Below are 18,120 nucleotides of genomic sequence, written 5' to 3'. Positions count from 1 at the left end.
GGACGGGCGAGTGCGCGGGCGCACGCCGGTCCCGGCCCGTTTCTGTCCGACGTGGATCGTTTTGGTCACTCGGTGCTTATGGGTGCGCCCGGTCTGTCACTCTGTCCTAGGGTCTTTCGTCCTGCGCCGTGTTCCGGACGAGAGGCCCCGGACCGTCAGCGGCGTATCGCGAGACCGTCAGGAGCCGCACCGTGGGGCCCATTCCCTTGCAGCGGGACATCGTGCACCGTCCCGGAAGCGTCGTCGCCGGTCAGGGCGACGACCCTCGTTCGGTCGCCCGTACGAGCCTGCCCGGCATTCCGCTGGCCCCCTCCGCGGGCCGCCGGTTCGTCAGGGCCGCGCTGGCCGAGTGGGCCGCGCTCGGCCTGCCCGGTCCCGGAGGTTTCGGCGACCGGCTCGCCGACGACGCCGTGACCGTCGCCAACGAACTCGTCACCAATGCCGTCGTGCACGCCGGCACGGCGGTCGAGCTGCTCCTGCGCCTGGAGTGCGCCTCCGGCGCGGAACCCGCCGCGCTCGTGCTGGAGATCACCGACCACCACCCCGCCCGCTCGGTGCGCGACGACCCGGACCGGCGCCCCGACCCCGCCGAGTACGGCCGCGGGCTCCAGCTCGTCGCCACCCTCGCGGAGTCCTGGGGCATCACCTACCGCACCGGCCTCAAGACCGTCTGGGCCCGGCTGCCCGCGGACGACTGGGAGGACCTGCCCGCCGTCCCCGCGCCCGCGCCGTTCGGGAAGCCGGCGTCCCGGGCCGCCACGGCGGGCGCCCTCACCGCCGCCGGGGACGACGACGGGCGGGACACGGGCCTCGCCGGGCGCGGGGCGCTGTCCTTCCTGGCCGAGGCCTCCGACCTGCTCGCCGGCCAGCTCGACGAGGACCTGGTGGCCGCGATAGCGGGACAGCTGGTGGTGGACCGGCTCGCGGACTGGTGCGCGATCTGGCTGGAGAGCGAGAGCGGCGGCCCCGGGGCGGCCCCGCGGCTCGCCGGGGTCTGGCACCGCGACGAGGCCGCGGCCGACCTGCTGCCCCGCGCTGGAGAAGGAGCCGTTCCGGCTGCCCGAGGGGGTCGGCCCCGGCGCCGTCCCCGTACCGTGGCCGCGCGAGGCCCGGGACGGCCTCGGGGGCTCCGACGGCACGGTCCTCGCGCACGGCATCACCTCCGGCGGGCGGACCCTCGGAGCCGTGCTCGTGGGACGTGAGGGCGTCCCGCACTTCCCCGGCGAGGTCGCGGCCCTCGTCGCGGACTTCGTGCGCCGCGTCGGCCTCGCCGTGGGCGCCGCGCGCGCCTACACCCGGCAGGCCACCATCAGCCGTATCCTCCAGCGCGGTCTGCTGCCCAGCAAGGTCGCCGACATACCGGGCGTCGCCAGCGCCCTGGTGTACGAGCCGGGGGACGACGGCGTGGTCGGGGGCGACTTCTACGACCTCTTCCCCTGCCCCGGCGGCCGCTGGTGCTTCGTCCTCGGGGACGTCCAGGGCAGCGGCCCCGAAGCAGCCGTCGTCACCGGGCTCGCCCGGCCGTGGCTGCGCCTGCTGTCCCGGGAGGGCTTCGGCGTCGGTGAGGTCCTGGAGCGGCTCAACCGGCTGCTGCTGGACGACGCGATGGAGGCCGCCGAGGCCGCCGCCCTGATGGTCGCGGCGGCGGGCGGCCGGCAGATCCAGGACGGCTCCCAGTCCCGCTTCCTCTCCCTGCTGTACGGCGACATCGTGCCGCTGCCCGGCGGCGGGGTCCGCTGCACCGTGGCCAGTGCCGGGCATCCGTTGCCGCTGCTGCTGCGCCCGGACGGATCCGTACGCCCGGCCGCCGAGCCGCAGGTCCTGCTCGGGGTGGTCGACGACGTCGTGTACGAGAGCCAGAGCTTCGACCTGGCGCCCGGCGACAGCCTCCTGTGTGTCACCGACGGGGTGACCGAGCGGCGCTCCGGACGGCTGATGTTCGACGACGGCGACGGCCTCGCGCTGGCCCTGTCCGCCTGCGCGGGGCTCTCGGCCGACGGCATCGCCGACCGGATCAGACGGGACGTCCACGCGTTCGCCGAGCAGCCGCCCGACGACGACCTCGCCCTGCTCGTGCTCCAGGTCGGCCCGCCGGAGGGCGGACAGGCCGCCCCGCCGGAGCGTGGAGGGGAGAACTCCGGCGTCGGGTGACAATGGACGGTATGCCTTCCGTACTGCCCGATGGTGAACCCGTGCCCGACGACGGGGCGCTGCCTCGCCACGCCCTGGAAGGCGCCGCCGGCCGCCCGCTCGGCTTCTACCTGCACGTGCCCTACTGCGCCACCCGCTGCGGGTACTGCGACTTCAACACCTACACCGCGACCGAGCTGCGCGGCTCCGGGGGCGAGCGGGCCTCCCAGGACACCTACGCGGACCACCTGGTCGAGGAGGTGCGCCAGGCCCGCAAGGTGCTCGGCGACGACCCCCGGCCGGTCCGCACGGTCTTCGTCGGCGGCGGTACGCCGACGCTGCTGCCCGCCGCCGACCTGGTCAGGATGCTGGCGGCGGTCCGTGAGGAGTTCGGGCTCGCGGACGACGCGGAGATCACCACGGAGGCCAACCCGGAGTCTGTCGGCCCGGCCTATCTTCAGGCCCTGCGGGAGGGCGGCTTCAACCGGGTCTCCTTCGGCATGCAGAGCGCCCGGCAGCACGTCCTGAAGGTCCTGGACCGCACCCACACCCCGGGCCGTCCCGAGGCCTGTGTCGCCGAGGCCCGCGCGGCCGGCTTCGAGCACGTCAACCTGGACCTGATCTACGGCACCCCGGGGGAGTCCGACGACGACTGGCGGGCCTCCCTGGACGCGGCGATCGGCGCGGGCCCCGACCATGTGTCCGCCTACGCGCTGATCGTCGAGGAGGGCACCCAGCTCGCCCGGCGCATCCGGCGCGGCGAGGTGCCGATGACCGACGACGACGTCCACGCCGACCGGTACCTGATCGCCGACGAGGTGATGGCCGACGCGGGCTTCTCCTGGTACGAGGTGTCGAACTGGTCCCGTACGCCCGAGGGCCGGTGCCTGCACAACGAGTTGTACTGGCGGGGCGCCGACTGGTGGGGCGCGGGTCCCGGCGCGCACAGCCACGTCGGGGGCGTGCGCTGGTGGAACGTCAAGCACCCCGGGGCGTACGCGCAGGCGCTCGTCGAGGGGCGCTCACCCGGGGCCGGCCGGGAGGTCCTCGGTGACGAGGACCGGCGGGTGGAGCGCATCCTGCTGGAGCTGAGGCTGGTGGAGGGCTGCCCGCTGTCCCTGCTCGCCCCGGCGGGGCTCGCGGCGGCGGAGCGGGCGGTGGCGGACGGGCTGCTGGAGCCCGGACCGTACGCGGAGGGCCGCGCGGTGCTCACCCTGCGCGGACGGCTGCTGGCGGACGCGGTGGTCCGGGACCTGGTGGACTGACGGGGCGGGGCGGGGCGGGGCCCGGTCCCGGCGCGAGGCGGGGCGCATCACACGCGCCCCCGCGCGAACGGACGCGCCCCGGCCGCCGGCACCCCGGACTTCCGCGCCCCGGCCTCGGGGCGGACAGCCCCTCAAGCGGCCCGAAGCGTCACGCAAAGCCCCCTCAGGCCGGAAGCGTCACGAAGTCGATCAGTTCCTCCACGCGCCCCAGCAGCGCGGGTTCCAGGTCCTTGTACGAGTGCACCCGCGACAGGATGTGCTGCCAGGCCGCGCCGGTGTTCTCCGGCCAGCCCAGGGCCTCGCACACCCCGGTCTTCCAGTCCTGGCCGCGCGGAACCGACGGCCACGCCCGGATTCCGACCGACGACGGCTTCACGGCCTCCCAGACGTCGATGTACGGATGCCCCACCACGAGCACGTGCGCGTCCGTGACCTGGGCGGCGATCCGGGACTCCTTGGAACCCGGCACCAGATGGTCGACCAGCACCCCCAGCCGGGCGTCCGGCCCGGGGGCGAAGTCGCGGACGACGGCCGGAAGGTCGTCCACGCCCTCCAGGTACTCCACCACCACGCCCTCGATCCGCAGGTCGTCGCCCCAGACCCGCTCCACCAGTTCGGCGTCGTGCCGCCCCTCCACGTAGATCCGGCCCGCGCGGGCCACCCGCGCCCGCGCCCCCGGCACCGCCACCGACCCCGACGCCGTACGGGCCGGACGGGCCGGGCCGCCCGCCGAGGGGCGGACCAGCGTGACCACCGTGCCCTCCAGCAGGAAGCCGCGCGGCTCCATCGGGAACACCCGGTGCTTGCCGAAACGGTCCTCCAGGGTGACCGCGGGCCCCTGGGCCGTCTTCTCGCACCGGATCACCGCACCGCAGAAGCCGGTGGACACCTCTTCCACCACCAGATCGGGTTCGGCGGGGACCTCGGGGACGGGGGCGGACCTCTTCCACGGCGGGGTCAGGTCCGGCTGATAGCTGCGCATGGACCGACGATAGGCCGGGGCCCGTTCACGACACGCCGAAGCGGGCCGCCAGCCGGACCCGCTGCGCCCGTACGAACGCCGCGTCCACCACCGCCCCGTGCCCCGGGACGTACAGCGCGTCCTCGCCGCCGAGCTCCAGCAGCCGGTCCAGCGCGGCCGGCCAGCGGGCGGGTACGGCGTCGGGGCCCGCCTGCGGTTCGCCCGACTCCTCGACCAGATCACCGCAGAGCACCACCACGGGTGAGCCGGGCACCAGGACCGCCAGGTCGTGGCGGCTGTGGCCGGGGCCCACGTTGGCCAGCAGCACCTGGAGACCGCCGCCGAGGTCGAGCGTCCACTCGCCGCTCACCTGGTGCGCCGGGGCCACCAGGGCGTCCGTCGCCGAGGTGGCGTCGTGTTCGTCCATCCCGTGGCGCAGGGCGTCGGCGCGCAGCTCCGCGGCGCCCCGGGACAGCAGGTCCGCCGTGCCCACCGCGCCGTAGACCTCGGCCCCGGCGAACGCGGCGGTGCCCAGCACATGGTCGAAGTGCGGGTGGCTCAGTGCGATATGCGTCACCCTCCGGCCGAGCAGGCCCTCGGCCTGGGCCCGCAGCTCGGCGCCCTCCCGGAGCGAGGAGCCGGTGTCGTAGAGCAGGGCGGCGTCGGCCCCGGCCACCAGGGCGACGGTCGCGTCCCAGCCGGGAAGGCGCCGGCGGCCCGTACCGTTGCCCAACCGCTCCCAGCCGAAGTCTTCCCAAGCGACGTCCATACGGCGACGCTATCGGCAACGACCCGCGCCGTCCCGCGACGGTGTGGCCGGTCGCCCTTGCCCCGGGCCCACCCCGCCCCCGTACACTGGCCGGGGGATTGCTGGCACTCGAACGGACAGAGTGCCAGGCAGGGACCGAGAACCACCGCTGGAGGTGTGCGCGATGCTCAGCGAACGCAGACTCGAAGTGCTGCGCGCCATCGTCCAGGACTATGTCGGCACCGAGGAGCCCGTCGGCTCGAAGGCGCTCACGGAGCGGCACAACCTGGGGGTCTCCCCGGCCACCGTCCGCAACGACATGGCGGTGCTGGAGGACGAGGGCTTCATCGCCCAGCCGCACACCAGTGCGGGGCGCATCCCCACGGACCGCGGGTACCGCCTCTTCGTCGACAAGCTCGCGGGCGTCAAGCCCCTGTCGTCGCCGGAGCGCCGCGCCATCCAGAACTTCCTCGACGGCGCGGTCGACCTCGACGACGTCGTCGGCCGTACGGTCCGGCTGCTCGCGCAGCTGACCCGGCAGGTCGCCGTCGTGCAGTACCCCTCGCTGACCCGTTCGACGGTGCGGCACGTGGAGTTGCTGTCCCTGGCCCCCGCCCGGCTGATGCTCGTCCTGATCACGGACACGGGCCGGGTCGAACAGCGTATGATCGACTGCCCTGCTCCGTTCGGTGACACCGCTCTGGCGGACCTGCGCGCCCGGCTCAACAGCCGGGTCGTCGGGCGCCGGTTCGCGGACGTCCCGCAGCTGGTGCAGGACCTTCCGGAGTCCTTCGAGAGCGAGGACCGGGCGACCGTCTCCACGGTCCTGTCCGTCCTTCTCGAAACTCTGGTCGAAGAGACGGAGGAGCGGCTGATCATCGGCGGCACCTCCAACCTCACCCGCTTCGGGCACGACTTCCCTGTGATGATCCGGCCGGTGCTGGAGGCACTGGAGGAGCAGGTCGTGCTGCTGAAGCTGCTCGGTGAGGCCACGGACTCAGGCATGACCGTACGGATCGGGCACGAGAACGCCCACGAGGGCCTCAACGCCACGTCCGTCGTCGCGGTCGGCTACGGTTCGGGCGACGAGGCAGTCGCCAAACTCGGCGTGGTCGGACCGACCCGCATGGACTACCCCGGAACGATGGGAGCGGTACGCGCAGTGGCACGTTACGTCGGACAGATCCTGGCGGAGTCGTAAGTGGCCACGGACTACTACGCCGTACTCGGCGTGCGCCGCGACGCGTCTCAGGACGAGATCAAGAAGGCATTCCGCAGGCTCGCGCGCGAGCTGCACCCGGATGTCAACCCCGATCCGAAGACCCAGGAGCGGTTCAAGGAGATCAACGCCGCCTACGAGGTGCTGTCGGACCCGCAGAAGAAGCAGGTCTACGACCTCGGCGGTGACCCGCTGTCCGCCTCGGGCGGCGGCGGTGGCGCGGGTGGTTTCGGAGCCGGCGGCTTCGGCAACTTCAGCGACATCATGGACGCCTTCTTCGGCAACGCGGCCCAGCGCGGGCCCCGTTCGCGGACCCGGCGCGGCCAGGACGCGATGATCCGGCTGGAGATCGACCTCAACGAAGCGGCCTTCGGCACCACCAAGGACATCCAGGTGGACACGGCGGTCGTCTGTACGACGTGCAGCGGCGAGGGCGCCGCCCCCGGCACCTCCGCGCAGACCTGTGACATGTGCCGTGGCCGCGGTGAGGTCTCCCAGGTCACCCGGTCCTTCCTCGGCCAGGTCATGACCTCGCGCCCCTGCCCGCAGTGCCAGGGCTTCGGCACGGTCGTGCCGACCCCCTGCCCGGAGTGCGCCGGTGACGGCCGCATCCGCTCGCGGCGCACGCTGACCGTGAAGATCCCGGCGGGGGTGGACAACGGCACCCGCATCCAGCTCGCGGGTGAGGGCGAGGTCGGCCCCGGCGGCGGTCCCGCCGGTGATCTGTACGTCGAGATCCACGAACTGTCGCACGCGGTGTTCCAGCGGCGCGGCGACGACCTGCACTGCACGGTCACCATCCCGATGACCGCCGCGGCCCTCGGCACCCAGGTGCCGCTGGAGACCTTGGACGGCCTGGAGGAGATCGACATCCGGCCGGGCACCCAGTCCGGCCAGTCGGTCCCGCTGCACGGGCGGGGCATCACGCACCTGCGCGGCGGCGGACGCGGCGATCTGATCGTGCACGTCGAGGTGACCACCCCGATGAAGCTCGACCCCGAGCAGGAGCGGCTGCTGCGGGAGCTGTCCAAGCTGCGCGGCGAGGAGCGGCCCACCGGCCAGTTCCAGCCGGGACAGCAGGGTTTGTTCTCCCGGCTGAAGGACGCCTTCAACGGCCGCTGAACCCACGGGCGTTCCCGCCCCGCGCCGTCCTCCCGCCCGGTATCCGGCGGGCGGGGCGGCGTACGGCCGGGAGACCTCGCGGGGCGGGGCATGGCACGATGCCGTCATGTCCTTGGCGCTGACCGATCTGAGCCGGTATCCCGTCGTACAGGCCCCGATGGCCGGCGGGGCCTCCGGTCCGCCCCTGGCCGCCGCCGTCGCCGAGGCCGGGGGGCTCGGGTTCCTCGCCGCCGGATACAAGACGGCGGACGGGATGTACCACGAGATCAAACAACTGCGCGCCCTGACCGCCCAGCCGTTCGGCGTCAACCTCTTCATGCCGCAGCCCCAGCTCGCGGACACCGGTGCCGTCGAGGTCTACCGCCACCAGCTGGCGGGCGAGGCCGCCTGGTACGAGACCCCGCTCGGCGACCCGGACGCGGACGGTGGCGACGACGGCTACGAGGCCAAGGTCGCGACCCTGCTGGACGACCCGGTCCCCGTGGTGTCCTTCACCTTCGGCTGCCCGAGCCGCGAGGTCCTCGACGCGTTCGCCGCGGCCGGTACGTTCACCGTCGTGACGGTCACCTCCGCCCAGGAGGCGCGGAACGCGCAGTGGGCGGGCGCCCACGCGGTCTGTGTCCAGGGCGTCGAGGCGGGCGGCCACCAGTCCACGCACCGCGACGACCCGCAGGCGGGGCTCGGGGGCACCGGGCTCCTCGCCCTCCTCGCCGAGGTCCGCGAGAGCGTCCAGCTGCCGATCGTCGCGGCGGGCGGGCTGATGCGCGGCTCCCAGATCGCCTCGGTCCTGGCGGCGGGCGCCGACGCCGGGCAGCTCGGGACGGCGTTCCTCGCCTGCCCCGAGTCGGGGGCCCACCGGCTGCACAAACAGGCCCTGACCAACCCGCTCTTCGTCACGACGACCCTGACCCGGGCCTTCTCCGGGCGCCCCGCCCGGGGGCTGGTCAACCGCTTCGTACGGGAGCACGGGCCCTACGCCCCCGCCGCCTACCCCCAGGTGCACCAGCTGACCAGTGGGCTGCGCAAGGCCGCCGCCCAGGCCGGGGACGCCCAGGGCATGGCGCTGTGGGCGGGCCAGGGCCACCGGATGGCACGCGAGCTGCCCGCCGGAGAACTCGTGGAACTGCTCGCCGCCGAGACGGATGCCGCGCGCGCGGCAGTGAGTGGGAGGAGCACCCGGTGACAGCACCGGTCTTCGTCGTCGACAACCTGCCCGGCGGGCCGGAGTTCGTGCTGGACGGGCCCGAGGGGCGGCACGCCGTCTCGGTGAAGCGGCTGACGGCGGGGGAGGACGTCGTCCTCACCGACGGGCGCGGCCACTGGGCGGACGGCGTCGTCCGCGCGGCCGAGGGCAAGGACCGGCTCGTCGTCGCCCTCGGGACGGTGTGCGAGGAACCCGCGCCCGCTCCCCGGATCACCGTCGTCCAGGCGCTCCCCAAGGGCGACCGGGGCGAGGTCGCCGTCGAGACCATGACCGAGACGGGTGTGGACGCGATCGTGCCCTGGGAGGCCTCGCGCTGCGTCACACGGTGGAAGGGCGACCGCGGGCTGAAGTCCCTGGCCAAGTGGCGCACCACCGCACGCGAGGCGGGCAAGCAGTCGCGCCGGGTCCGCTTTCCCGAGGTGTCCGGGGTGATGACGACCAAGGAGGTCGCCGCGCTGCTGGCCGGGGCGGACTTCGCGGGTGTCCTGCACGAGGACCGGGACACCCCCGGCGCCCCGCTGGCCACCGCCGAACTCCCCGTCCGGGGCTCGATCGTGCTCGTCGTGGGCCCGGAGGGCGGGGTCTCCCCGCAGGAGCTCGCCGCCTTCGCCGACGCCGGGGCGCCCCCGTACCGGCTGGGCCCGAGCGTGCTGCGCACCTCGACCGCGGGGACGGCGGCCGCGGCGCTGCTGATGGGACGTACGGGCCGCTGGGGCTGACGTCCCGGGAGGTGCCGTTCACGGCGTGGACCGCGAACGCGCGTACCGCCGCAGGGAGATGAACGCGCCTGCCGGCGGAGGGAGATGACGGACACGGCGACGCGCGGGCGGGGCTCACCGGGGACGGACCGGCCGGCGGCCCGTCGTCCGCGGCGCGGGCCGCCCGGCCCGGCCGGCCCGGACCCGGCGACCGCTCACGCCGCCCGCCGGGCCGGATAGCATGCCGGGAGCACAGACGACCACCGAGCGAGGCCCCGGGCGGGGCACGCTCACCCACGCGACCGAGGAGGCCGGGCCATGGCGGGAGAGCCGCAGACCGACTGCCTGTTCTGCAAGATCGTCACGGGCGACATCCCGGCGACCATCGTCCGGGAGAGCGACACGACCGTCGCCTTCCGCGACATAAACCCCCAGGCCCCCACCCACGTCCTGGTCATCCCCAAGGCGCACTACCCGGACGCCGCCTCCCTCGCCGCGGCCGAACCGGGCATCGCCGCCGACGTGCTGCGCGAGGCCGGGCTGGTGGCCGCCGACGAGAAGATCACCGAGAGCGGCTACCGCATCGTCCTCAACACCGGTTCGGGCGCGGGCCAGACCGTCTTCCACGCGCACGCGCACGTCCTGGGCGGACGTGGCATGCAGTGGCCCCCCGGCTAGAGCGGCCCCGGACCCGTGTCCGTACGTGAGTTCGTCGTCCTCGGCACCGCCAGCCAGGTCCCGACCCGGCGCCGCAACCACAACGGCTACCTGCTGCGCTGGGACGGCGAGGGCATCCTCTTCGACCCCGGTGAGGGCACCCAGCGGCAGATGCTGCGGGCGGGCGTCGCCGCCCACGACATCGACCGGATCTGCGTCACGCACTTCCACGGCGACCACTCGCTGGGCCTGGCCGGGGTGATCCAGCGGATCAACCTGGACCAGGTCCCGCACCCCGTCACCGCGCACTTCCCGGCGAGCGGACAGCGCTTCTTCGACCGGCTGCGGTACGCCACCGCCTACCGCGAGACCGTCGCGCTGACCGAGGCGCCGGTCGCCGAGGACGGGATTCTCGCCGTCACCGACGCGTACACCCTGGAGGGCCGCAGGCTCTCGCACCCCGTCGAGTCCTTCGGCTACCGGCTGACCGAACCCGACCGCCACCGGATGCTCCCCGCGAAGCTCGCCGGACACGGCATCGCCGGGCCCGACGTCGGCCGGCTCCAGCGGGACGGGATCCTGCGCGGCGTCACGCTCGACCAGGTCTCCGAGCCCCGGCGCGGCCAGCGGTTCGCGTTCGTCATGGACACCCGGCTCTGCGACGGCGCGTTCGCCCTCGCCGAGGGATGCGACATGCTGGTCATCGAGTCGACCTTCCTCGACGAGGACGTCCGGCTCGCCACCGACCACGGCCACCTCACCGCCGGACAGGCGGCCCGGGTGGCCAGGGAGTCGGGCGTGCGGCACCTCGTGCTCACCCACTTCTCCCAGCGGTACCACGACCCCCAGCTCTTCGAGCTCCAGGCCAGGTCGGCCGGGTTCGAAGGGGAACTGACCATCGCCCAGGACCTCGTCACGGTCCCCGTACCCACCCGCCACCAGTAACCAGTTACGAGAACCACCGTGCACCTCCCCAAAGCGGAACTCCACCTCCACATCGAAGGGACCCTCGAACCCGAGCTGGCCTTCGCCCTCGCCGCCCGCAACGGCGTCGAACTGCCCTACGCGGACACCGAAGAGCTGCGCACCGCCTATCTCTTCGACGACCTCCAGAGCTTCCTGGACCTCTACTACGCCCTCATGGCGGTGCTGCGCACCGAGGACGACTTCACCGAGCTGGCCGACGCCTACCTCGCCCGCGCCGCCGCCCAGGGCGTCCGGCACGCGGAGATCTTCTTCGACCCGCAGGCCCACACCGCCCGCGGTGTGCCGATCGGCACCGTGATCGAAGGGCTCGGCAGGGCGCTGGAGCGCGGCGAGGAGACGCACGGCGTCTCCACCCAGCTGATCATGTGCTTCCTGCGCGACGAGTCCGCCGAGTCGGCGCTCGCGACCCTGGAGGCGGCGAAGCCGTACCTGCACCGCGTCAGCGCCGTCGGCCTCGACTCGGCGGAGGCCGGTCACCCGCCCGCCAAATTCCGCGAGGTCTACAAGGCGGCCGGCGCCCTCGGGCTGCGCAAGGTCGCCCACGCCGGTGAGGAGGGCCCGCCCGCCTACATCCGTGAGGCCCTGGACGTGCTCGGCGTCGAGCGCGTCGACCACGGGCTGCGCTGCATGGAGGACCCGGAGCTGGTCGCGCGGCTGGCCGCCGACCGGGTGCCGCTCACGCTCTGCCCGCTGTCCAACGTACGGCTGCGCGCCGTCGACACCCTGGAGGAGCACCCGCTGCGGGCCATGATGGACGCCGGACTGCTCTGCACGGTCAACTCCGACGACCCCGCCTACTTCGGCGGCTACGTGGGGGACACCTTCCACGCCGTCCACGAGGCGCTCGGTCTGGACCGCGAGGAGCTGCGCACCCTGGCCCGCAACTCCTTCGTGGCGGCCTTCCTCGACCACGACGAGGAGCGCAGGGCGCGCTACCTCGCCGAGGTCGAGGCCTACGTGTTCGACTGACCGGGCCCGCCGGCCGTCCGGAACGCGCTGCGCACCAGCCGCCTGCGCCGCAGGCCCGGCACGCTGATCTCCGCCACGGCCTGTTCGGGCGCGCCCAGTTCGGGCGCCGCTCCGGGCAGGCCGGTGGTGGTCGCGGCCAGCCACGCGGCCGGGGCACCTCCCCTGCGCCGTACCGAACCGGGGACCAGCGGGCGGCCGCCGGTGTGCAGCGCGACCGCGGTGACCGGGGCGGCCACCAGCAGCGTGGCGGACCCCAGGATCAGGCCCATCACCGCGTAGCCCACCTCCTCGGAGAGCACACTGCCCAGCACCGGGCCGCAGGCCGTGCCCACGGAGGCCGCGGAGCCCGCCAGGACCGCCCACCGGCCGCGTACGTCCAGGGACGCCGCCAGCCCGATCAGGTACGACAGGACCACCGGGTAGAAGGTGTTCCACAGGATCTCGCCGGTCGCGAACGCGCCCAGGTCACGGGCCGACGAACTGAGCACGATGCTCCCGGCGATGACCGTCGTGCCGACGCCGATCGGCACCGCACGGCCGAGCCGCGCCCCCAGCACCCCGGCGCCCGCCACCCCGAGCAGTCCGGCGCCGAGCGCGGCGGCGAACACCGCGCCGATCGTCACCTCGGAGAGACCGACCCGCTCGACCCCGATGCGGCTGCTCACGCCCCACAGCGCGTTCTGCGCCATGGACCACACGAGCATGCCGCCCGCCAGCACCAGACCCGACCGCCGGTGCGGCAGCCGCCCCCGGACCGGGACGGTCGCCGCACCGTGGGCCGCGGCACCGTCGAGCCGCGCCGTGGCCGGCCACACGAGCAGCGCCACCAGCGCGATGGAGGCGAAGGGGAGCCGGTGGCCGCCGCCGAGGTGAGGCATCGTCAGGTAGAGCGCGCCCGCCGTCGCGGAGACACTCAGCAGCCCCAGCGACGAGGTCCGGTGGGGGTCGCGCTGCGCGGCGATGCCGGCCACGGCCACCGCGGTCGCCGTACCGGAGCCGAGGCCCCCGACCACCACACCGGCGAGGACCAGCGGCACCGTGGCGGTCAGCGACGCGCAGCCGTAGCCCAGCGCCACCAGCAGCAGTCCGACGCGTGCGGGCCGGCGCGCCCCGTACCGTTCCACCCGCCCCGCCAGCGCGAGCCCGGCACAGGCGGAGCTGAGCAGGAGGGCGCTGCCGACCAGCCCGGCCTGTGTGGTGGTCAGCCCCAGATGGGCGTCGAGGCGGCCGACGACGGTGGGAAGCAGATAGGCGGCGAGGTAACCGGCGGTGAACACGGCGACCAGGGGCCACGCGGCGCGAGGGCGCGGGGACATGGGCGTTCCTGAAGACATGCCGAAAGGCAGGAAAAGGGCAGGGGAGGGTGAAGCGGGAAAGGCGGGGGAGGGTGAGGCGAAGGAGGCGAAAGCCGGAAACGCGGGGAGACGCGGCACTCGTCGTCAACTGTCCCGAACGGTGCTCGCGGGGCAATTTGTATCAAGCGCGCGCGGCGAACGGAAAGACAGACTTATGTGATCTGAATCACTATCGCGTTTAGTCGCGTCACCCCCGGGTAGCCGCACCTGTTTACGCAGGTGGGGGCGGCCGCGCCCGCGACGGCACCCGTCCCCCCGGACGGAGACCCGAATCGGGCACACTGGCCGAAATCAGCAAGCCCAGATCCGTCAGGGGCCGGGAGGCGCACGGTGAGCACACACAACCCAGGCATCGACCCGCTGCTCGGGCTGCGCGCCCCGCAGGACCCCGCCTGCGACGTCTTCCTCACCGGCACGGTCTTCCTGGACATCGTCTTCACCGGCCTGGACAGCGCCCCGGTCCGCGGCACCGAGTCCTGGGCCCGGGGCATGGGCTCCAGCCCCGGCGGGGTCGCCAACATGGCCACCGCGCTGGCCCGGCTCGGGCTGCGCACCTCGCTGGCCGCCGCGTTCGGCGACGACCACTACGGCGAGTACTGCTGGGACGCCCTCGCCCAGGGCGAGGGCATCGACCTGTCGATGTCGCACACCGTCCCCGGCTGGCACTCACCGGTCACCGTCTCCATGGCGTACGAGGGCGAGCGCACGATGGTCTCGCACGGCCACGAGGCCCCGCCCCCCGCCGCCGGAACACCCCCGGGGCTCCCCTTCCCGCACTGCCCGCCCCGGGCCCGCGCCGCCGTCGCCTCGCTCACCCCGGGCCGCAGCGAGCCGTGGGTGGCCGCCGCCGCCCGCAACGGCGCCATGATCTTCGCCGACGTCGGATGGGACGAGACCGGCCGCTGGGACCTGGACGCGCTGCCCGACCTCGGCCACTGCCTCGCCTTCCTCCCCAACGCCGAGGAGGCCATGCGCTACACCCGTACCGACTGCCCCCGCGCCGCCGCCCACGCCCTGGCCGAACGGGTGCCGCTCGCCGTCGTCACCCTGGGCGCCGAGGGCGCGTACGCGGTGGACGGGGCGACCGGCGCCGCCGCCGAGGTCCCCGCCATCGAGGTCGAGGCCCTGGACCCCACCGGCGCCGGTGACGTCTTCGTCGCCGGATTCGTCACCGGCACCCTGGCCGGCTGGCCGATGGCCGACCGGCTCGCCTTCGCCGGGCTGACCGCCGCGCTCTCGGTGCAGGAGTTCGGCGGCTCGCTCTCCGCGCCCGGCTGGACCGAGGTCGCCGCCTGGTGGCAGCGGGTGGGCACCTGCGCCGGCCAGGACCCGGCCGCCCTGGAGCGGTACGCCTTCCTGGCGGACCTGCTGCCCGCCACCCGGCGGGCGTGGCCGCTGCGCCGGGCCGTACCGACCATCGGCTTCCGCAGCGAGGGCCGGACGGCGGCGGGGTAAATCCCCTCTGCGTCACCGGCGGGGAGACGTACGCTGGTAGTCCGGTGGACGTCGACCGGCGACGCCCCTCAACGGGAGGTATGCGCAGGCCCGAGGGCCGGCCCATGACTCACTCACCCACACGGCCTCAGGCGCGTGCCCAGATCACGGTCCCGCCCGCACACCCCATGGTGATGCTGCTCGGATCGGGCGACTCGCTCCTGCGCGTGATCGAAACGGCGTTCCCGGCCGTCGATATCCATGTCCGGGGCAATGAGATAAGCGCGACCGGGGACGCGGCGGACGTCGCCCTGGTCCAGCGCCTTTTCGACGAGATGGTGCTGGTGCTGCGCACCGGTCTGCCGATGACGGAGGATGCTGTGGAACGGTCGATCGCCATGCTCAGGGCGAACGGCGACGGCGGTGACGGCGGCGAGACCCCCGCCGAGGTGCTCACCCAGAACATCCTCTCCAGCCGCGGCCGCACCATCCGCCCCAAGACGCTCAACCAGAAGCGGTACGTCGACGCGATCGACCGCCACACGATCGTCTTCGGCATCGGCCCGGCGGGCACCGGGAAGACCTACCTCGCCATGGCGAAGGCGGTCCAGGCCCTCCAGTCCAAGCAGGTCAGCCGGATCATCCTGACCCGCCCGGCGGTCGAGGCGGGGGAGCGGCTCGGCTTCCTGCCCGGCACCCTCTTCGACAAGATCGACCCGTATCTGCGCCCGCTCTACGACGCCCTGCACGACATGCTCGACCCCGACTCGATCCCCCGGCTGATGGCCGCGGGCACGATCGAGGTGGCGCCCCTGGCGTACATGCGCGGCCGTACCCTGAACGACGCGTTCATCATCCTCGACGAGGCGCAGAACACCAGCGCCGAGCAGATGAAGATGTTCCTCACCCGCCTCGGCTTCGACTCCAAGATCGTCGTCACCGGTGACGTCACCCAGGTCGACCTGCCGAGCGGCACCAAGAGCGGTCTGCGCCAGGTCCAGGAGATCCTCCAGGACGTGGAGGACGTGCACTTCTCCCGGCTCACGTCCGAGGATGTCGTCCGGCACAAGCTCGTCGGCCGTATCGTCGACGCGTACGAGAAGTACGACCACGCACAGGGCCCGACCGGCCGCAACGGGAAGTAGTCGCAGCGCACCATGTCGATCGACGTCAACAACGAGTCCGGAACCGAGGTCGACGAGCAGGCGGTCCTCGACATCGCCCGCTACGCGCTGGCCCGGATGCGGATCCACCCGCTCTCCGAGCTCTCGGTGATCGTGGTGGACTCCGCCGCCATGGAGCAGCTCCACATCCAGTGGATGGACCTGCCGGGTCCCACCGATGTCATGTCCTTCCCGATGGACGAGCTGCGTCCGCCGGCCAAGGACGACGAGGAGCCCCCGCAGGGGCTCCTCGGTGACATCGTGCTCTGCCCGGAGGTCGCGAAACGTCAGGGCGAGGAGGCCCCGACCGGGCACTCCATGGACGAGGAACTCCAGCTCCTCACCGTCCACGGGGTGCTGCACCTCCTCGGGTACGACCACGAGGAGCCGGACGAGAAGGCCGAGATGTTCGGTCTCCAGGCGGCGATCGTCGACGGCTGGCGTGGTGAGCGCGGGCTGACCGGCCCGTCTCCCGCCCCCACCGTCTCGTGAGCGTCGGCCTCCTCACCGGCGCCGTCCTGCTGGTCGTCGTCGGCTGGCTGGCGGCCTGCGCCGAGGCCGGGATCGCCCGCACGTCGAGCTTCCGGGCCGCCGAGGCGGTCCGGGCCGGCCGGCGTGGCAGCGCCAAGCTGGAACAGGTCGCCGCCGACCCCACCCGCTACCTCAACGTGGCGCTGCTCGTCCGGGTCGCCTGCGAGATGGCCGCCGGGGTGCTCGTCACCTACGCCTGCCTCCAGGAGTTCACCGAGACCTGGCAGGCGCTGGCCGTCGCCATGGCCGTCATGGTCCTCGTCAGCTACGTCGCCATCGGGGTGTCACCGCGCACCATCGGCCGCCAGCACCCGCTCAACACGGCGACGGCGTCCGCGTACGTCCTGCTGCCGCTGGCCCGGATCATGGGGCCCGTCCCGCAACTGCTGATCCTCCTCGGCAACGCCCTGACCCCCGGCAAGGGCTTCCGCAAGGGCCCCTTCGACAGCGAGGCGGAACTGCGCGCGATGGTCGACCTCGCCGAGCGGGAGTCGCTCATCGAGGACGAGGAACGCCGCATGGTGCACTCGGTCTTCGAGCTGGGGGACACCCTCGTGCGCGAGGTGATGGTGCCGCGCACGGACCTGGTGTGCATCGAGCGCTACAAGACGGTCCGCCAGGCGCTGACGCTCGCCCTGCGCTCCGGGTTCTCCCGGATCCCGGTCACCGGGGAGAACGAGGACGACATCGTCGGCATCGTCTACCTCAAGGACCTGGTCCGCAAGACGCACATCAACCGGGAGGCGGAAGCCAACCTGGTCTCCACGGCGATGCGTCCCGCCGCGTTCGTCCCCGACACCAAGAACGCCGGTGACCTGCTGCGCGAGATGCAGAAGGACCGCAGCCACGTCGCCGTCGTCATCGACGAGTACGGCGGCACGGCGGGTGTCGTCACCATCGAGGACATCCTGGAGGAGATCGTCGGTGAGATCACCGACGAGTACGACCGGGAGATCCCGCCGGTCCAGGAGCTGGGCGACGGCTGCTTCCGGGTGACCGCCCGGCTCGACCTCGGCGACCTCGGCGACCTGTTCGGCCTCGACGAGTACGACGACGAGGACGTGGAGACGGTCGGCGGACTGCTCGCGAAGGAGCTCGGCCGGGTCCCGATCGCCGGAGCCTCCTCGGTCGTCGGCCTTCCCGACGGACGCAGGGTGCGGCTCACCGCCGAGTCACCCGCCGGCCGCCGGAACAAGATCGTCACCGTGCTCGTGGAACCCGAGGCGGCGGAACCGGAGGAGGCGGAAGCGGAATGACACCCGGAGCGGTACCCGGGATGACCCCCGGGGAACTGCGCGCCTTCTGCCTGGAGTTCAACGCGAGCACCGAGGAGTTCCCCTTCGGCCCCGAGGCCTCGGTCTTCAAGGTCCTGGGGAAGATGTTCGCCCTGAGCGCGCTGGACGCCAGGCCGCACACCGTCAACCTCAAGTGCGACCCGGACGACGCGGTACGGCTGCGCGCGGAGCACGCCGCGATCGCCCCCGGCTGGCACATGAACAAGCGGCACTGGAACACGGTGACCGTCTCCGGACTCCCGGCGCCGATGCTCCGCGAGCTGATCGAGGACAGTTACGACCTGGTCGTCGCCGGTCTCCCGAAGGCCCAGCGCCTCCGCCTCGACCGGCCGTGACGGTCCTTGCCGGGGAACGCCCCGCCCCGGTACGGCGGTCGGCCAGG

16 protein-coding genes and 1 pseudogene are annotated in these 18,120 nt (G+C 73.3%); 14 read left to right on the top strand and 3 right to left on the bottom strand.

The window, feature by feature from the left end; all coding sequences use genetic code 11:
• Positions 1-191: 191 nt before the first annotated feature.
• Together B9S64_RS09590 and hemW are read left to right on the top strand one after the other, a co-directional pair.
• Positions 192-2,151, top strand: a pseudogene (locus B9S64_RS09590) (SpoIIE family protein phosphatase).
• A gap of 2 nt (positions 2,152-2,153) precedes the next feature.
• Positions 2,154-3,395 carry a radical SAM family heme chaperone HemW gene (gene hemW / locus B9S64_RS09585; protein WP_103504957.1) on the top strand — a complete coding sequence of 414 codons (1,242 nt, stop codon included), beginning with the start codon at positions 2,154-2,156 and terminating at the stop codon, positions 3,393-3,395.
• A 163-nt stretch (positions 3,396-3,558) separates the two neighbouring features.
• Here hemW and B9S64_RS09580 read toward each other — a convergent pair whose 3' ends face one another.
• Together B9S64_RS09580 and B9S64_RS09575 are read right to left on the bottom strand one after the other, a co-directional pair.
• Positions 3,559-4,377, bottom strand: coding sequence for a DUF3097 domain-containing protein (locus tag B9S64_RS09580; RefSeq protein ID WP_103489150.1), 819 nt, complete (start codon positions 4,375-4,377; stop codon positions 3,559-3,561).
• 25 nt (positions 4,378-4,402) lie between these two features.
• Entirely contained in the window at positions 4,403-5,125 is a 723-nt protein-coding gene (locus tag B9S64_RS09575) for an MBL fold metallo-hydrolase (RefSeq protein WP_103489149.1), read from the bottom strand.
• Between the two features lie 163 nt (positions 5,126-5,288).
• Between B9S64_RS09575 and hrcA the strand changes: the two genes are divergently transcribed.
• From hrcA to B9S64_RS09540, 7 genes are all read left to right on the top strand, one after another.
• Complete coding sequence (hrcA, locus tag B9S64_RS09570) at positions 5,289-6,305, top strand: heat-inducible transcriptional repressor HrcA (RefSeq protein ID WP_103489148.1); 1,017 nt, start codon at positions 5,289-5,291, stop codon at positions 6,303-6,305.
• Positions 6,306-7,445, top strand: coding sequence for a molecular chaperone DnaJ (gene dnaJ, locus B9S64_RS09565; protein WP_028439767.1), 1,140 nt, complete (start codon positions 6,306-6,308; stop codon positions 7,443-7,445).
• 106 nt (positions 7,446-7,551) lie between these two features.
• Entirely contained in the window at positions 7,552-8,628 is a 1,077-nt protein-coding gene (locus tag B9S64_RS09560; RefSeq protein WP_103489147.1) for a nitronate monooxygenase, read from the top strand.
• Positions 8,625-9,368, top strand: a complete 744-nt coding sequence (locus tag B9S64_RS09555) for a 16S rRNA (uracil(1498)-N(3))-methyltransferase (protein ID WP_103489146.1) — start codon at positions 8,625-8,627, stop codon at positions 9,366-9,368. The genes B9S64_RS09560 and B9S64_RS09555 overlap by 4 nt, the downstream gene beginning before the upstream one ends.
• A gap of 297 nt (positions 9,369-9,665) precedes the next feature.
• Positions 9,666-10,025, top strand: a complete 360-nt coding sequence (locus B9S64_RS09550; protein ID WP_028439770.1) for a histidine triad nucleotide-binding protein — start codon at positions 9,666-9,668, stop codon at positions 10,023-10,025.
• 15 nt (positions 10,026-10,040) lie between these two features.
• Complete coding sequence (locus tag B9S64_RS09545; RefSeq protein ID WP_103488617.1) at positions 10,041-10,949, top strand: ribonuclease Z; 909 nt, start codon at positions 10,041-10,043, stop codon at positions 10,947-10,949.
• An 18-nt stretch (positions 10,950-10,967) separates the two neighbouring features.
• Positions 10,968-11,960, top strand: a complete 993-nt coding sequence (locus tag B9S64_RS09540; RefSeq protein ID WP_103488618.1) for an adenosine deaminase — start codon at positions 10,968-10,970, stop codon at positions 11,958-11,960.
• Here B9S64_RS09540 and B9S64_RS09535 read toward each other — a convergent pair.
• Positions 11,945-13,276: an MFS transporter gene (locus B9S64_RS09535; RefSeq protein WP_103488619.1), complete on the bottom strand. Its 1,332-nt coding sequence runs from the start codon at positions 13,274-13,276 to the stop codon at positions 11,945-11,947. The two genes, B9S64_RS09540 and B9S64_RS09535, sit on opposite strands and share 16 nt — an antisense overlap.
• Before the next feature lie 369 nt (positions 13,277-13,645).
• Here B9S64_RS09535 and B9S64_RS09530 point away from each other — a divergent pair, with 369 nt between their 5' ends.
• The 5 genes from B9S64_RS09530 to B9S64_RS09510 all read left to right on the top strand — a co-directional run bounded on the left by B9S64_RS09530 (position 13,646) and on the right by B9S64_RS09510 (position 18,073).
• Positions 13,646-14,770, top strand: a complete 1,125-nt coding sequence (locus B9S64_RS09530; protein ID WP_103488620.1) for a carbohydrate kinase family protein — start codon at positions 13,646-13,648, stop codon at positions 14,768-14,770.
• Positions 14,771-14,874: 104 nt separating this feature from the next.
• On the top strand, positions 14,875-15,894 hold the full coding sequence (locus tag B9S64_RS09525; protein ID WP_078551702.1) for a PhoH family protein: 1,020 nt from the start codon (positions 14,875-14,877) through the stop codon (positions 15,892-15,894).
• A gap of 12 nt (positions 15,895-15,906) precedes the next feature.
• Positions 15,907-16,404, top strand: coding sequence for an rRNA maturation RNase YbeY (ybeY, locus tag B9S64_RS09520; protein ID WP_028439776.1), 498 nt, complete (start codon positions 15,907-15,909; stop codon positions 16,402-16,404).
• Positions 16,401-17,699: a hemolysin family protein gene (locus B9S64_RS09515; protein WP_103488621.1), complete on the top strand. Its 1,299-nt coding sequence runs from the start codon at positions 16,401-16,403 to the stop codon at positions 17,697-17,699. Before ybeY ends, B9S64_RS09515 begins: the two co-directional genes overlap by 4 nt.
• 20 nt (positions 17,700-17,719) lie before the next feature.
• Entirely contained in the window at positions 17,720-18,073 is a 354-nt protein-coding gene (locus tag B9S64_RS09510) for an MmcQ/YjbR family DNA-binding protein (protein WP_028439778.1), read from the top strand.
• The last annotated feature ends 47 nt before the right edge of the window (positions 18,074-18,120 follow it).

This window comes from Streptomyces sp. SM18, from assembly GCF_002910775.2.
Taxonomy (GTDB): Bacteria; Actinomycetota; Actinomycetes; order Streptomycetales; family Streptomycetaceae; genus Streptomyces; species Streptomyces halstedii.
Note: the sequence above shows the minus strand (reverse complement) of the source record. Positions and strands in the feature narration are given on the sequence as shown.